16 protein-coding genes are annotated in these 15,197 nt (G+C 69.8%); 12 read left to right on the plus strand and 4 right to left on the minus strand.

Annotation, left to right across the window (positions count from 1 at the left end):
- The first annotated feature begins 125 nt into the window (after positions 1-125).
- Genes AC099J_RS23180 through AC099J_RS23190 form a run of 3 tightly spaced genes read left to right on the plus strand, consistent with a single transcriptional unit; the run spans position 126 to position 1,855 of the window.
- Entirely contained in the window at positions 126-1,037 is a 912-nt protein-coding gene (locus AC099J_RS23180; protein ID WP_479617660.1) for an SIR2 family NAD-dependent protein deacylase, read from the plus strand.
- A complete protein-coding gene (locus tag AC099J_RS23185; protein WP_479617661.1) occupies positions 1,034-1,537 on the plus strand; it encodes a hypothetical protein in 504 nt (167 codons plus the stop codon). The genes AC099J_RS23180 and AC099J_RS23185 overlap by 4 nt, the downstream gene beginning before the upstream one ends.
- A gap of 18 nt (positions 1,538-1,555) precedes the next feature.
- On the plus strand, positions 1,556-1,855 hold the full coding sequence (locus AC099J_RS23190; RefSeq protein ID WP_479617662.1) for a DUF3253 domain-containing protein: 300 nt from the start codon (positions 1,556-1,558) through the stop codon (positions 1,853-1,855).
- A gap of 42 nt (positions 1,856-1,897) precedes the next feature.
- On the opposite strand, the gene AC099J_RS23195 is transcribed toward AC099J_RS23190, so the two are convergent.
- Entirely contained in the window at positions 1,898-3,763 is a 1,866-nt protein-coding gene (locus tag AC099J_RS23195) for a sigma-54-dependent Fis family transcriptional regulator (protein ID WP_479617663.1), read from the minus strand.
- Between the two features lie 194 nt (positions 3,764-3,957).
- Here AC099J_RS23195 and AC099J_RS23200 point away from each other — a divergent pair, with 194 nt between their 5' ends.
- Entirely contained in the window at positions 3,958-5,238 is a 1,281-nt protein-coding gene (locus AC099J_RS23200) for an NAD(P)/FAD-dependent oxidoreductase (protein WP_479617664.1), read from the plus strand.
- On the opposite strand, the gene AC099J_RS23205 is transcribed toward AC099J_RS23200, so the two are convergent.
- From AC099J_RS23205 to AC099J_RS23215, 3 genes are all read right to left on the minus strand, one after another.
- Positions 5,232-6,158: a quinoprotein relay system zinc metallohydrolase 1 gene (locus tag AC099J_RS23205; RefSeq protein WP_479617665.1), complete on the minus strand. Its 927-nt coding sequence runs from the start codon at positions 6,156-6,158 to the stop codon at positions 5,232-5,234. The genes AC099J_RS23200 and AC099J_RS23205 overlap by 7 nt on opposite strands.
- Entirely contained in the window at positions 6,155-6,913 is a 759-nt protein-coding gene (locus AC099J_RS23210; RefSeq protein ID WP_479617666.1) for a quinoprotein dehydrogenase-associated SoxYZ-like carrier, read from the minus strand. The genes AC099J_RS23205 and AC099J_RS23210 overlap by 4 nt, the downstream gene beginning before the upstream one ends.
- Positions 6,914-7,053: 140 nt before the next feature.
- Entirely contained in the window at positions 7,054-7,947 is an 894-nt protein-coding gene (locus tag AC099J_RS23215; RefSeq protein ID WP_479617667.1) for a LysR family transcriptional regulator, read from the minus strand.
- Between the two features lie 143 nt (positions 7,948-8,090).
- Between AC099J_RS23215 and AC099J_RS23220 the strand changes: the two genes are divergently transcribed.
- From AC099J_RS23220 to AC099J_RS23255, 8 genes are all read left to right on the plus strand, one after another.
- The gene (locus AC099J_RS23220; protein WP_479617668.1) at positions 8,091-8,477 is read left to right on the plus strand and encodes an antibiotic biosynthesis monooxygenase family protein; all 387 of its coding nucleotides are present in this window, start codon (positions 8,091-8,093) and stop codon (positions 8,475-8,477) included.
- A 57-nt stretch (positions 8,478-8,534) separates the two neighbouring features.
- Positions 8,535-9,071 carry a cytochrome b gene (locus AC099J_RS23225; RefSeq protein ID WP_479617669.1) on the plus strand — a complete coding sequence of 179 codons (537 nt, stop codon included), beginning with the start codon at positions 8,535-8,537 and terminating at the stop codon, positions 9,069-9,071.
- A gap of 361 nt (positions 9,072-9,432) precedes the next feature.
- A complete protein-coding gene (adh, locus tag AC099J_RS23230; RefSeq protein ID WP_479617670.1) occupies positions 9,433-10,953 on the plus strand; it encodes an aldehyde dehydrogenase in 1,521 nt (506 codons plus the stop codon).
- A 91-nt stretch (positions 10,954-11,044) separates the two neighbouring features.
- A complete protein-coding gene (gene pedF, locus AC099J_RS23235) occupies positions 11,045-11,515 on the plus strand; it encodes a cytochrome c-550 PedF (protein ID WP_479617671.1) in 471 nt (156 codons plus the stop codon).
- Between the two features lie 40 nt (positions 11,516-11,555).
- Positions 11,556-13,412 carry a methanol/ethanol family PQQ-dependent dehydrogenase gene (locus tag AC099J_RS23240; RefSeq protein ID WP_479617672.1) on the plus strand — a complete coding sequence of 619 codons (1,857 nt, stop codon included), beginning with the start codon at positions 11,556-11,558 and terminating at the stop codon, positions 13,410-13,412.
- Positions 13,413-13,558: 146 nt separating this feature from the next.
- Positions 13,559-14,077 carry a pentapeptide repeat-containing protein gene (locus AC099J_RS23245; protein ID WP_479617673.1) on the plus strand — a complete coding sequence of 173 codons (519 nt, stop codon included), beginning with the start codon at positions 13,559-13,561 and terminating at the stop codon, positions 14,075-14,077.
- 25 nt (positions 14,078-14,102) lie between these two features.
- A complete protein-coding gene (azu, locus tag AC099J_RS23250) occupies positions 14,103-14,561 on the plus strand; it encodes an azurin (protein WP_479617674.1) in 459 nt (152 codons plus the stop codon).
- Complete coding sequence (locus AC099J_RS23255) at positions 14,558-14,971, plus strand: DUF779 domain-containing protein (protein ID WP_479617675.1); 414 nt, start codon at positions 14,558-14,560, stop codon at positions 14,969-14,971. Before azu ends, AC099J_RS23255 begins: the two co-directional genes overlap by 4 nt.
- The last annotated feature ends 226 nt before the right edge of the window (positions 14,972-15,197 follow it).

Genomic DNA, 15,197 nt, shown 5'->3' on the forward strand with positions numbered 1-15,197 from the left:
GTGGCGAGGGAGCGTGTGATCCTGGAGGGGCGGCACGCAACGGGATGCGCTGAGACGCAGGGCCGGCATTCTCCCTGCTTGCGACAGGCCGGCCCTGGCTGCCCCTTCCGAGGCAACATCGCACCATGAACGACGACCGCTCTGCCCCCAACCCGCCGCCCGCCCTCGCCGCCGCCGTGCGCACTGCCCGCCGCATCGTCGTGCTGACCGGCGCGGGCATGTCGGCGCAAAGCGGCATCCCCACATTTCGCGATGCCCTGACCGGCCTGTGGTCCCGCTTCGACCCCGAGACGCTGGCCACGCGCGCAGGCTTCGAGCGTGACCCGCCACTGGTCTGGGGCTGGTACGAAGCGCGCCGCCGCGGCGTGCTGCGCAGCTGGCCGAATGCCGGCCACCTGGCGCTGCGCGACCTGGCGGTGCTGCCCGGCGTGCAGGATCTGACCATCGTCACGCAGAACGTGGACGACCTGCACGAGCGGGCTGGTTCGGCCCAGGTGATCCACCTGCACGGCAGCCTGTTCGCACCGCGTTGCCTGGACTGTGGCCGGCCGGCACCGCAGACGGGGTCGGACGGCACGGCCGGGCCAGCCACCGTGGACAGCGCGGCCCGCGCCAATGGCGCAGCGGGTTCGCACGGCGCGGGCGAGGCAAGCGGCGCGGACGGAACGACCGGGGCGGCTCACACCCAGGTGCCGCCGGGCGACATGCCGGATGGCCGGGTGCCGCCGCCCCGCTGCACGCACTGCGGCGGCCCGGTGCGCCCGGGCGTCGTCTGGTTCGGCGAGGACCTGCCGACGCAGGCCTGGTCGCACGCGGTGCGCAGCGTAGAGGCGGCCGACCTGCTGCTGGTGGTCGGCACCTCGGGCCGGGTGTATCCGGCTGCGAGCCTGCCCGACATCGCCGAGCAGCGCGGCGGCGCCGTGTGGGTCATCGACCCGGACGAGGCGCTGGCTGCGGGCGGCCGGTCCGTCTGGCGCTCCACCGCCGCCGCGGCCTTGCCGGCGCTGGTGGCGGCCTGCCGGACAATGCCACGATGAACGACGCAACGACCCCTGCAGCCGACGAGGCCGAGCACCCTCCCATTCAGGAACCCCGCCTGTGGCGCGACGAACGCTGGACAGCCCGCGTGATCAAGAACGAAGACGACGACGGCTGGGCCGTGTCCATGACGCTGCGCGGCGAGGCCGAGCCCGCCCTGACCGGCCCCTGGACCATGGGCCGCGACAAGAAAAACCCCAAGCCGCTGGACGCGCCGGCGTTCCACACGCTGGTGAAGACGGCGTCCGAAGTGCTGCGCCGCCATGAGCAGCACCTGCATGCGCAGCTGAACAAGGAAGTCCACATCGGCGTCGGTTCCGAGCGCATCCGTGTGGCGCTGCGCATCGTGCCGGACGAGGAGTATCCATATGCAGTGCTGACGGCAACGGACGCGGCCGGGGAGGTGCTGGGCGAGGCGCGGGTGGCGGCCAGCTACAAGCTCAGCGCGGCGAGTGCAGCGGCTTGGGTCGACAGCGGGTACGCGGCGCGGGTGCGGTAGAGCGCCCCGCGCACGGCCATGTCACGCAGCGATGGCGCCCACGTGACGCCAGCCGCGATCGAGGAGAAGATTTTCAGTCTGCTGGAGGCGAGATCAGAACGCGCCACCATCTGCCCGTCGGAGGTGGCACGGGCCTTGGTTGCGGACAACGGAGACTGGCGGGCCCTCATGCCGCAGATCCGGCAGGTGGCGCAGGGCTTGGCCGAGCGCAAGCGTCTCAGCGTGACACGACGCGGCGTCCAGGTGCACGCGACCAGCCCGGGTGGCCCGATTCGCCTGGGGCGGCCGGTCCACCGAGACGACCCACGCGGCAGCTGATCACAACGCGCCCGCAGGGCCACGCCGAGAGCAGCCCGCAGCTCAGCTGCCCTGCCGCCCCAGATACCGATACACCGTGCTCCGGTGCACCCCCAGCATCCGCGCCGCCTGCGCCACGTCCTGCCCACACGCCTGCAGCGCCTGCGCAATCGCGTGGCGCGTGGTGTCGCGCAGCGACTCGGCGGCCGGCTCCGCAGCTGAGCGCAGCACCGGGGGCGCAGCCGGCGTTTCCCCGCGCTGGACCGATGGCGGCAGGTCGCCCAACGCCACATCGTCGCCTTCGTCGGCCAGCGCGATCATCGACTTCAGCACGCTGCGCAACTCGCGCACATTGCCCGGCCAGGCGTGGGCGGCCAGCACATCCAGCGTGTCGCCCTGCAACCGCAGCCGGCGCGCCACGCCGCCCAGCTCGTCGAACAGGCGCGCGATCAGCTCGCGGCGGTCGGCACGTTCGCGCAGCGGCGGCAGGCTGGCGGTGAAGCCGGCCAGGCGGTACATCAGGTCGGCACGGAAGCGCCCCGCCTGCACCATGTTCTCCAGGCTCTGGTGCGTGGCGCAGACGATGTCGATGTCCACCGGCACGCCGCGCCCGCCCCCCAGCGGCACGACGACGCGCTCTTCCAGCACGCGCAGCAAGCGGCTCTGCAGGGCAATCGGCATCTCGCCGATCTCGTCCAGGAACAGGATGCCGCCGTCGGCCTCGCGGATGCGGCCGGGGCTGCCGCGCTTGCGGGCGCCGGTGTAGGCGCCCTCCTCGTAGCCGAACAGCTCGGCTTCGATCAGGTTCTCGGGCAGCGAGGCGCAGTCCAGCGCGACGAAGGGGCCGGCGCGGCGGCGGCTGGCGGCGTGCAGGCGGCGCGCGAAGACGTCCTTGCCGCTGCCGGTCTCGCCGGTCACGAGCACGGGCACGCCCTGGTCGAGCACGCGCGTGGCCTTGGTCAATAGCGGGGCCACGGCATCGGCAGTGGGCGATGCGTCTTGCGCCTCGACAGTGCGGCGGCGCGAGGCAGCGTGCACGGCGCCACCCACCCGCTCGACGACGCCGGCGATCTGGCGGCCACCGGGCAGTGTCAGCAGGCCGCGCCGATGTTCCAGCCGGCCCCAGTCGCGCCCCAAGAGGGTCTTCACGTCACGGTCGAGCAGCGCTGCCCAGTCGGCACCCATCATGTCCAACGCCAGGCGGTTGGCGGCGGCGATGCGGCCATCGGTGATGACGATCAGCCCTTCGCGCGGCGTGCCGATCAACGTGGGCCGCGCGTGAAAGCGCAGCACGTGGCCTTCGGCGCCGGCCAGCAGCATGCGGTGCTCGACCTGCTGCGCGGCCATGCGCACCAGGCCCAGCGCGTGCTGGTTGACGCGCACGGTGTCGCCCGAGATGTCCAGCACGCCGGCCACTTCGCCGCGCCCGTCCAGGATGGGCGCGGCGGCGCAGCCCAGCTGCGCGTACTTGGCCAGGTAGTGCTCGCCGCCCAGCACCATGACAGCGCTGCGCTCGACCAGTGCGGTGCCGATGGCGTTGGTGCCGCGCAGGCCCTCGGACCATTCCACGCCGGGCTTGAGGGCGAAGCGCTCGGCCTTGGGCAGAAAGTCGGTGCTGCCGATCTCGTGCAGGATCAGCCCGCTGGCGTCGGTCAGGATCACCACGCAGCCGTTGCCGGCAGCGTGTTCCGACAGGCCATCGAGCTCGGGCTGCGCGCAGGCCAAGAGGCGCATGGCCTGCTCGCGGCGCTCGTCCAGGTCGCCCTGGGTGATGGGCTCCAGCTCGTGCTGCTGCCAGGGCAGGTGCTGGCTGCGCTGCCAGGACCGGGCGATCGGCTCTGCCACCCAGGCCGCCGGGTCGCGCCCCTGGTGGAAGAACAGTTCACGCGCCTGCTCGACCGTGGGCGCCGGGGCGGGGGCATCGGCCATGGTGGTCTCCGTGGTGCGCTGGTCCTAGCTGGAGTCGCGATCGTAGCGGGCCGAGGCCGGCCATGCTGTCGCAACTTGCGAATCGGGCTGTCGCTTTCCCGGGATCGCGCGGTCGCCGGCGCGCGGCTACGCTGGCGCCATGCCTGACTTCGTCTGCGCCGCGTCGCCTGCAAGCTGATGCCCGCCCGCCATCGATGACCCGCCCCACGCCCCCTGCGCGGCGTCGTCGGCGATTGCTGTCAGCCGGCGTGGCGTTGGCCGCGGGGTGGCCGGCGGCGATGGTTGCGGCGCCGATGGCGGCGGCGGGCCGGGCGGTGGCGGCAGGCCGCGCCATCGTCGTCGGCGGTGGCTTTGCGGGTGCGACCTGCGCGAAGGAATTGAAACGGCTGCAGCCCGGGCTGCGCGTGACGCTGTTCGAACCACGGCGCAACTTCGTCACCGGGCCGATGTGCAACGCCATGGTGGCCGGCCTGCGCGATGTGGCGTCAGTCTCTGCCACACCGGCCGCGTTGGTCGCGCTCGGTGTCGATTGGCAAACGCAAGCCGTGGCGCAAGTCGACCCGGTGCGCCTGCGCGTGCGCGACGACGCCGGCCGCTGGCACGCGGCGGACCGGCTGGTGCTGGCGCCCGGCATCGCGCTGCGCTGGGGCGCAGTCGAGGGGCTGGACGCAGCCAACTGCGACCAGATGCCCCACGGCTGGCTGGGCGATGCGTCGATGCTGGCGCTGCGCCAGCGGTTCGCGGCATTGCCGGACGGTGCGACGGTGCTGGTCTCGGCCCCGGCCCACCCCTACCGCTGCCCGCCCGGGCCGTACGAGCGCGCCAGCCTGTTCGCCTGGGCGCTGCGCGGGCGGCGCGCCAAGGTGCTGATCGCCGATGCCAAGGACGACTTCAGCCTGCGGCCGCAGTTCCAGCGCGCCTGGGGCCAATTGCCGCCCAGCGCCATCGAGTGGTGGCCGCGCGCGCAGGGTGGCGAGGTGCAGGCCGTGGACACGGCGCGTGGCGAGGTGCACATGTTGATGGGAGAACGCCTGCAGCCAGACCTGGCCTGCATCATCCCGGCGCAGCAGGCAGCGGAGCTGTGCCACGCGGCCGATCTGGTGGACGAGAGCGGCTGGTGCCCGGTGCATCCGCACACGTTGGCATCGCGCCGTCACGCGGGCGTGCATGTGCTGGGCGATGCGGCGGCCGTGTACCCGCTGCCCAAGTCGGCCACGGCGGCACACAGCGCGGCGCAGGCCTGCGCGGCGGCGATCTGCGCGGACCTGGACGGGCGGGCGCCGGAGCCGTCTCCCCGGCTGCAAAGCCAGTGCCACAGCCTGCTGGCGCCCGATGCCGCCATCGCGCTGCAGGCCGACTACGGCGTGGTGGCCGGCCGCCTGTCGGCGCTGCGCCAGCATTTCGGCACGGTCGAGGGCGCTGCGGCCGAGGCCGCATACCAGACGCTGCTGCGCGATAGCTTCGGCACTCAGTGACCCACCCTGGGCAGCGTGCCGGCCTCCAGCGCGGGGTACAGGTGCATCACGGTGCGCTGCCACTCGGCCTGCAGCACGGCCAGCCGGCGCAGCCGCGCGGGCGCCTGCAGCCGCATGGCCTCGTTCATGTCCAGCCCACGCGCCGCCGCGTCGCGCAGCGTGGCCTGCACCCAGCGCAGGTAGTCGCGCGTCTGGGCAATGGCCTCGGGGCCACGCACCACCGGCCCGTGGCCCGGCACCAGCACGCGCAGGGGCAGCCGCTCCAGCTGGTCCAGTGCGGCCAGCCATTGGTCCAGGTCGGCGTCGGGCGTGGTCGGCGCGCGTTCAAAGAACACCAGGTCGCCGACGAACAGGGTGCCGCTGGCCTCGTCGAACACCGCCAGGTCGGCCGCGCTGTGGCCTTGCAGCGCGATCAGCTGCAGCCGCCGCCCGCCGAACACCACCACCGCCGGCAGCGGCGTCGGCAGCGCGGCCGGCGCCTGCACCGCCGTGCCGCTCATGGCGCTGCCCACCGCCAGAAACAGGTTCTGCGCCAGTTGGTCGCCGCCCTGCGCGATGCGCGCGGCCGTGGCCGGCAACGCCTGCACCGGCAGGCCGGCATAGGCCTGGCTGCCGAGGAAGTGGTCCGGGTGGGCATGCGTGATGTAGACCTGCACCGCGTCGCGCCCGGTGGCGGCACGCACCGCCGCGCGTTGGGCCTGGCCGTAGCGCAGTGAGGGGCCGGTGTCGATGACGAGCGCGCCGGCCGGCGTGTCGATGAACCCGGTGTTGGCGATGTCGCCGCCGTTGGCGCGGCTGAAGTGCTCGCGCGCCCCTTCGAGCACATAGACGCCGTCGGCCACGCGCTGGGGCCGGGGGAAGTCGCGCGCGGTTGCCGCCACGCACGCCAGCGCCAGCACCGCCAACCCAAGGCGCTTCATGGTGCGACCACCGCAGACAAGACATTGCCCTGCGTATCACGCCCCGCGATGCGCACCGTGCCCCGATAGAGCAAGTCCACGCTCAGCACCGGGTTCTCGGCCACCGGCTCGAACAGCTGCAGCCGCGCCAGCTCGCGCCCTGCTGCGTCCTGCAGCGCCAGCGCCTCGACGTGGAACACCGGAACGCCGCCGGCCAGCCCCGTGTCCATGGGGTGGATCACGCGCAGCCGCAACCGGCTGGCACCGTGGGGCCGTGGCCAGAGCCGGGCCGACACCTCGCCCAGGCGCTCCTGCCAGGCCGTGTTGACGCTGCCCTGGCTGGGCACGGTGCAGCCACCGCCAGCCGCCGCCACCCAGGCGCCACCCACGTGCCACACGCCATCGCGCGTGCGCACTGCGGCGCGCACCGGGGTGGACTGCTCGACCTTGATGCGAAAGGACAGCGCACCGCCAGCCGCGCCGGGGCGGTAGTCCAGCACCTTGGGGATGGGATTCAAATCGGCGAACACCACCACGCGCTCCACCTCGGCCAGGCCGTCGAAGCGCACCTCCACCGGCACGGACAGCGGGTCCTCGGCGCTGGGCGGCATGGCAACCTGCACACGCGCATCGAACACCACCGGGCCCTCGCCCAGCATGCGCTGGCGCATGCCGGCCCACAGCGGCGAGCGCAGCGGATCGTCCGCCGCCCACGCCGGCGCGAGCAGGCACAGGGTGCACAGCAGAAAGAGGAATCGCAGAGCCGCATTGCGCATGGCGCCGCATCGTAGGGGCGCGGCGCCCGCGCGGGGTGTCGCAAAGCGCGAATCTGCTGGTCGGTTTCCCTCAGTCCATCAGGTGTACGCCCGGGCTGCGCCCGTCATTCCACCGGTCACGCCCGTTGGCCCTGCCACCTTCAAGGCACCAGCAATCGGGCCACCAGAAAGTCGAGCAAGGCGCGTACGCTGGCCGGTTGCATGCGGGAGGACATCACGGCATGCATGGGCAGCCGCGGTGCGGCCCATTCGGGCAGGACCTGCAGCAGCCTGCCCTGGGCCAGCGGTTCACGGACCAGCGACGGGTCCAGCACTGCGATGCCCATGCCGCGCTCTGCGAGCACACGCATCAGGCCCACGTTGTTGACCATGAAGCGTCCACGCACCGCGAGCTCGACCAGTTCGGTGTCGCCCTGCAACCGCCACAGCGCCTGGCGCTGCGCACCACGCAGCAAGATGCATTCGTGGTCGACCAGGTCGGCCGGCCGGGTGGGCCGGCCGTACAGGCCCAGGTAGGCGGGCGACGCGAACAACCTTTGCTCGACATGGCCGATGCGGCGCGCGACGAGCTTCCCGTCCTTCAAGGCTCCCAGGCGAATCGCAACGTCGACCTGCTCACCGACCAGATCGGTGTTGCGCGGCGACAGGTCGAGATCGAAACTGATGCCTGGAAACTGCCGCGAAAACTCCGTCAGCAGCGGGCCGACGACGGTCACGCCCAGGTCGACCGGCATCGACATCCGAACATGCCCGGTGGGCTGCGCGGCGGTCTCGCGCAGCGCTTCCTGGGCCAAACGGGCTTCGTCCACGAGGCGCCCGCAGCGCTCGAAGTAACGCCGCCCGGCGTCGGTGAGCTCGACGCGCCGCGTCGTGCGGTCGAACAGGCGCACGCCGAACGCACGCTCCATGGCCGCGATGCGCCGCGACAGCGTGGCACCCGGGACACCGAGGTTGCGGCTGGCGCGGCTGAAGCTCGCGGTTCGCGCCACTTCGACGAACAGCGTCATGTCGTGCAGGACGGACAGATCGCTCATGGGCTTCAGTCTATTCCACCAATGGAATAGTCATTCCCACCCCGCGCACTTCTGCGCCACCGCGGATCGCCGCAGACTCGCCCTCTCACGGATCGCTTGGGTCCGTGGCAGCCACACCGCTGATTCACCTGGAGATGCCCAACATGATGATCCGTACCGCCTTGCTCGCCCTCGCACTGGTTGTCTCGAACGCTGCAGCGTTTGCGCAGGCCGTGCCTGCGCTCGACGATCCGAACACTGTTGTCACAGTGATGCAGTTCTCTGCGCGCAACGCCTCCACACGTGCCCGTTTGCAAGAGAGCATGGCCACCATTCGCGACTACATCCGCAAGCAGCCGGGCTACATCGAGAACGCGCTGATGGAAAGCCGAAACCCCGCCACCAAGCCCGAATTCGTGGGCGTGTCGCGGTGGAGGTCCTTCAAGGATTGGGAAGCACTGTGGCTCAAGCCCGAGTTTCAAAAGCTCGTCGCCGCGGCCGGTGAGTTCGGCGACATCAATCCAGGCACGTATGCACCCATCAAGCCCTAGTGGCTGTACGCAGCGGGAGCGCCGACCGCTGGCCCCGATCGATTGCGAAGAGACCTGATGAACACACGCCCCACCCGATACCACCGTGCACTGGTTGTGCTGCACTGGCTGCTGGCACTGCTGCTGATCGTCGCGCTGGCGATGGGCACGTTCGCGCTGAAGACCGTTCCCAACGATTCGCCGGACAAGATCTCGGCGTTGCAAGGCCACATGGTTGCGGGCGGTCTGATTCTGCTGTTGACGCTCGTGCGCTTGGTGGTGCGCCTGAAGACCGCACACCCGGCGCCTGCGAGCACCGGCCACGCGATGCTGGACAGGCTGGCCCCGGCAACACACTGGGCCTTGTACGGCCTGGTGCTGCTGATGGCCGGCAGCGGCGTGGCCGTCGCGGTGCTCGCCGGCTTGCCGCAGACCGTGTTCGCAGGGATCGGCAGCCTGCCCGTCAACTTCGATGGACTGCCACCGCGCGCCGTGCACGGCATCGTGGCCAAACTGCTGATGCTGGCGATTGGCCTGCACATTGCCGCAGCGCTGTACCACCAGTTCGTGCGCCGTGACGGGCTGCTCTCGCGCATGGGCTTCGGGCGGCGTTGACGCTGCGCGTCCATCGCGCGTCCATCGCGCATCCATCGCACGCCCATCGCGCGTCCGGCAAGGGTCTGCTCGGCGCAACCGCATGCGGGCTGACGGCGCCCGGTCGAGCCGGTTCGCGTGGGCCCTTCCTCGCGGCGCTCCAGTCCCCTCCGAAACCCCACCCCCGTCGCATCCCGCGACATCCCGTCGCCCGCTGCGCCACCGCCCTGTCGCATTTCGCACCACGCCACCCCGCCCTTCCCCGCTTTCCCTCTGAAGCCCTCCCCCGCGTTTCCCCCAGTCCGCGCAGGTACGGCGGTTGCACTGTCCTTTGCCAGCCACCGCATGTCGCGGGGCGGATCACAAAGCAACGGAGTCAAACATGGACATGCTGGAACCTGGCAAATTCGGTACCGCCGTACCTTTCAAAAAGCGCTATGGCAACTTCATCGGCGGCCAGTGGGTGGCGCCGGTGGACGGCCAATACTTCGAGAACCTCACTCCCATCACCGGTAAGCCGTTCTGCGAAGTGCCGCGCTCCCAGGCCGCCGATGTCGAGCTGGCGCTGGACGCTGCCCACGCCGCCAGGGCCGCCTGGGGCAAGACCTCCACGACGGAGCGCGCCAACATCCTGAACAGGATTGCCGACCGCATGCAGGAGAACATCGAGCTGCTGGCCACGGCCGAGACCTGGGACAACGGCAAGCCGATCCGCGAAACCATGGCGGCCGACCTGCCGCTGGGCATCGACCACTTCCGCTACTTCGCGGCCTGCGTGCGGGCGCAAGAGGGCGGCATCAGCCAGATCGACCACGAGACCTACGCCTACCACTTCCACGAGCCCATCGGCGTCGTCGGCCAGATCATTCCCTGGAATTTCCCGCTACTGATGGCGATCTGGAAGCTGGCGCCCGCGCTGGCCGCCGGCAACTGCGTGGTGCTGAAGCCCGCCGAGCAGACGCCCGTCTCGATCCTCGTCCTGGCCGAGATCATCGGCGACCTGCTGCCGCCCGGCGTGCTGAACATCGTGAACGGCTTCGGTGTGGAGGCCGGCAAGCCGCTGGCCTCGTCGCCGCGCATCGGCAAGATCGCCTTCACGGGTGAGACCACCACCGGCCGGCTGATCTCGCAATACGCCAGCCAGAACCTGATCCCGGTGACGCTGGAACTCGGCGGCAAGAGCCCCAACATCTTCTTTGCCGACGTGATGGACCAGGACGACGGCTTCTTCGACAAGGCGCTGGAAGGCTTTGCGATGTTCGCGCTGAACCAGGGCGAGGTGTGCACCTGCCCCAGCCGCGCGCTGATCCAGGAATCGATCTACGACCGCTTCATGGAACGTGCGCTGGCACGCGTCAAAGCCATCAAGCAAGGCAGCCCGCTGGACATGAGCACCATGATCGGCGCGCAGGCGTCGAGCGAGCAGCTGGAAAAAATCCTCTCGTACATGGACATCGGCCGGCAAGAGGGCGCAGCCGTGCTGACCGGTGGCGCGCGCGCCAAGCTCGAAGGCGATCTCGCGGGCGGCTACTACGTCCAGCCCACGGTGTTCCTGGGCCACAACAAGATGCGCGTGTTCCAGGAAGAGATCTTCGGCCCGGTGGTCTCGGTGACCACCTTCAAGGACGAAGAGGAAGCGCTGGCCATTGCCAACGACACGCTGTACGGCCTGGGCGCCGGCGTGTGGAGCCGCGACATGAACACCGCCTTCCGCATGGGCAAGGGCATCCAGGCCGGCCGCGTGTGGACCAACTGCTACCACCAGTACCCGGCGCACGCGGCCTTCGGTGGCTACAAGCAGTCGGGGATCGGCCGCGAGAACCACAAGATGATGCTGGACGACTACCAGCAGACCAAGAACCTGTTGGTCAGCTACAGCGAAAACAAGCTCGGCTTCTTCTGAGCCGCTGACACCACCCTGGCGAACGCCCTCGCCTGTTGCTCACCGCAGCAGGCCGGGCCGCTGCATGTCCACCCGAGTCGGAGACCCCCACATGAACACCGCACGCACCTTGATCGCCGCGCTGGCAATGGCCCTGGCCGGCAGTGCATTCGCCCACGGCGACATGGCGCCCCAGGCTGTCGACACCCACACGCTGCCCAAGCTGGGCGAGAAGGCGCTGGACGACAACCCCTACGCCGTCACCGGCAGCAATGCCACGGCCAACGGCGAGGCCGTGCGCATCGGCAGCACGGCCTACAACGCCAACTGCGCGCGCTGCCACGGGCTGGAGGCCAAGTCGGGCGGCATCGCCCCGGACCTGCGCAAGCTGAACGCCGACTGCGGCGACATGAAGAAGCCCGACAAGGCCTGCATGGCCGAGATGGACCAGTACTTCTACACCACCGTCATGAAGGGCCGCACGCGCGACGGACGCGTCTACATGCCCCCGTTCAACGAGATCTTCACGCAGGAGGCCGTCTGGGCCATCCGCAGCTACGTCGACACCAAGAAGCCCGACTGATCGCACCCGCACACCACCACCCATCCGAGGAGACATTTCCATGCACAAGACATCGATCGCCATCGCCACCGCCCTGCTGCTGGCCGCCAGCGCGCCCGCCATCGCGCAGAGCGACAGCCCCACCGTCAGCTGGGACGACATCGCCCGCGACGACGCCACGCCCAAGGACGTGCTCAGCTACGGCCTGGGCCTGAAGGGCCAGCGCTTCTCGCCGCTCAAGCAGATCGACCGCACGAACGTGGCCAAGCTGGTGCCGGCGTGGAGCTTCTCGTTCGGGGGCGAGAAGCAACGCGGCCAGGAGACGCAGGCGCTGGTGCACAACGGCGTGATGTACGTGACGGCCTCGTACTCACGCATGTTTGCGCTCGACGCGGTGACTGGCAAACAGCTGTGGGCCTACGAGCACCGCCTGCCCGACGACATCCGCCCCTGCTGCGACGTGGTCAACCGCGGCGCTGCCATCTACGGCGACAAGGTCTACTTCGGCACGCTGGACGCGCGCGTGATCGCGCTGAACAAGGACACCGGCAAGGTGGTCTGGAACAAGAAGTTCGGCGACCACAAAGTGGGCTACACCATGACCGGCGCGCCCACGCTGGTCAAAGAGAAGAACGGACGCGTGCTGCTGATCCACGGCAGCTCGGGCGATGAATTCGGCGTCGTCGGCTGGCTGTTCGCGCGTGACCCGAACACCGGTGAAGAGGTCTGGGCGCGCCCGCTGGTCGAAGGCCACCAGGGCCGGCTGAACGGCCAGACGAGCACCCACACGGGCGACCCCAAGGCGCCCTCGTGGCCCAGCGACCCCAAGAGCGCGACCGGCAAGACCCAGCCCTGGAGCCAGGGCGGCGGCGCGCCATGGCAGAGCGCCACCTTCGACCCGGAGACCAACACAGTGGTCATCGGCGCCGGCAACCCAGCGCCCTGGAACGGCAACCTGCGCACGCCGCAGGGCGGCGACCCGGCCAAGTTCGACAGCCTGTTCACCTCGGGCCAGGCGTATGTGGACGCAACCACCGGCGACCTGAAGGGCTTCTTTCAGCACACGCCGAACGACACCTGGGATTTCTCGGGCAACAACGAGATCGTGCTGTTCGACTACAAGGACAAGAACGGCAAGACCGTCAAGGCCGGCGGCCATGCCGACCGCAACGGCTTCTTCTTCGTGACCGATGTGAACAAGCTGGCCACGGGCGCGGGCTACCCCAACAAGCCCACGGCGCTGCTGGCGGCGTTCCCGTTCGTGGACGGCGTGACCTGGGCCAAGGGCTTCGACCTCAAGACGGGCAGGCCGATCGAGAACCCCGGCCAGCGCCCGCAGCAACCGGCCGAGGGGCAGGACAAGGGGCCATCGGTGTTCGTCTCGCCGCCGTTCCTGGGCGGCAAGAACTGGAACCCGATGAGCTACAGCCCGGACACCGGCCTGTTCTACATCGCCGCCAACCACTGGGGCATGGACTACTGGGCCGAGCACCTGACCTACAAGCCCGGATCGGCCTACCTGGGCATGGGCTTTCGCATCAAGCGGCTGCACGACGACCACGTCGGCACGCTGCGCGCGCTGGACCCGCAGACCGGCAAGATCGCCTGGGAGAAGAAGGAGGTCTATCCACTGTGGGCCGGCACGCTGGCCACGGCCGGCGGGCTGGTGGTGACGGGCACGTCGAACGGCTACGTGAAGATCTTCGACGCCAAGGACGGCAAGGAGCTGTGGAAGTTCCAGACCGGCTCGGGAATCATCTCGATCCCCGTCACCTGGGACCAGGACGGCGAGCAGTACATCGGCATCGCCTCGGGCTATGGCGGCGCCGTGCCACTGTGGGGAGGCGACATGGCTGACCTGACGAAGACCGTCACGCAGGGCGGCTCGTACTGGGTGTTCAAGCTGCCGAAGTCATGAAACACACCCAGTCTGCGCGCTTCGCGCTCCGCCAACCCCCTCAAGGGGGCGCCGCCAGCGGCCTGGCAGAGTCAGTTCCGCGGCGTCTGCTGGCATGGCCTGCTCCGCGGCCCCCTGTTCTGTCTGGGCTGCTGGGCGCCCTGGCGTTGGCAGCCTCACTAAGTGCTGCCGCGCAAACGCCCACCTGCACGCCCGGGCCCAAGGCCCAGTGCGCCGGGGCCGACCTGCGCTTTGCCAACCTCGTGGGCAAGGACCTGCGCGGCGCGGATTTTCGTGGCGCCAACCTGAGCCGGGCCGACCTGCGCGCGGCCAACCTGGTCGGCGCGGACTTCACGGACGCGACGGCGATCGCCGCGCAGTTCGGCAAGGCCTACCTGGCGCAGGCGCGCTTCGTGCGGGCCAGGCTGGTCGGCGCGGATTTCGAATCGGCGCGCATGAGCAAGTCCGATTTCATGCAGGCCGACCTGACGGGCGCCAACCTGTCGGGCGCCTGGTCCATCGGCACGCGCTACGAGGGCGCCACGCTGGACAGCGCCGACGTGCAGGAGACCAAGTTCAGCACGTCGAGCTTTCGCAACGCCTCCATGCGCGGCACCAAGCTGCGCTTCGCGGTGTTCTCCGATGTCGAGTTCGAGGGCTGCACCGGCTGCCCGACCGACTGGTAAACACGACCCTTTTCTACTGCCAGACATGAACACATCCACTCTCCTTCGCGCGTTCTCGGCCGGCATCGCCCTGGCCGCCTGCGCCTCGGTGCAGGCCAAGACCTGTGCCCTCACCATCAGCTCGAACGATCAGATGCAGTTCGACCAGCCCGAGCTGAAGGTCGCGGCCGACTGCACGGCCGTGGAGCTGACGCTCAAACACAGCGGCACGCTGCCGGTCACGGCGATGGGCCACAACTGGGTGCTGACCGACACCGCAGCCATGCGCTCGGTCGCCCTGGCCGGCATGAATGCCGGTCCCGCTGGCGGTTATGTGAAGCCCGGCGACGAACGCGTGCTGGCGGCCACGCCGGTGATCGGCGGCGGGGGCAGCACGAAGATCAGCTTTTCCACGGCCAAGCTGACCAAGGGCGGCGACTACAGCTTCTTCTGCTCGTTCCCCGGGCACTGGTCGATCATGAAGGGCAAGTTGGTGTTTGGATGAGCGCCGCGCCGCAAGCCCCAGGCACCCCAGTGACCGCCGTCGACCGCGTGACGGCCACGCCCGCTGCGCTGGTGCTCATCGAGACCCTTGCCGCGCAGCACGGGCCTTTGATGTTCCACCAGTCCGGTGGCTGCTGTGACGGCAGCGCGCCCATGTGCTATGCCCTCGGCGAATTCATCGTGGGCGAGGTCGACCGGCGGCTGGGCGACATCGGCGGCATGCCGTTCTACATCAGCGGTGCGCAGTACGAGTACTGGCAGCACACGCAGCTGATCATCGACGTGGTGCCGGGGCGCGGCGGCATGTTTTCGCTGGAGGGGCCGACGGGACAGCGGTTCCTCACGCGCTCGCGGTTGTTCACCGACGGCGAGTGGGCAGCGCTGCAGGCAGGTCCGGTAAGCGGGGGCTGAGCAGGCATACGTCACTGTGCACTCACGCCTGCTACAGAGAATATGTGCACAACTCTGCGCGAATGGGTGAAATTTTGATGATGGGGCCGAGCCGGTCGCCTAGCCTGCTAAATTTGACAGGCCCAGCACGGCACGCGTCACCACGAGTTGGCGGCGCCGCCCGACGTACACGCGCACCACAGCGGCCATGCCGCCCGCGCCTGCCTTCGCTTTCCAGCGCCATTCG

The organism is Rhodoferax sp. RT4P68 (genome assembly GCF_056521305.1).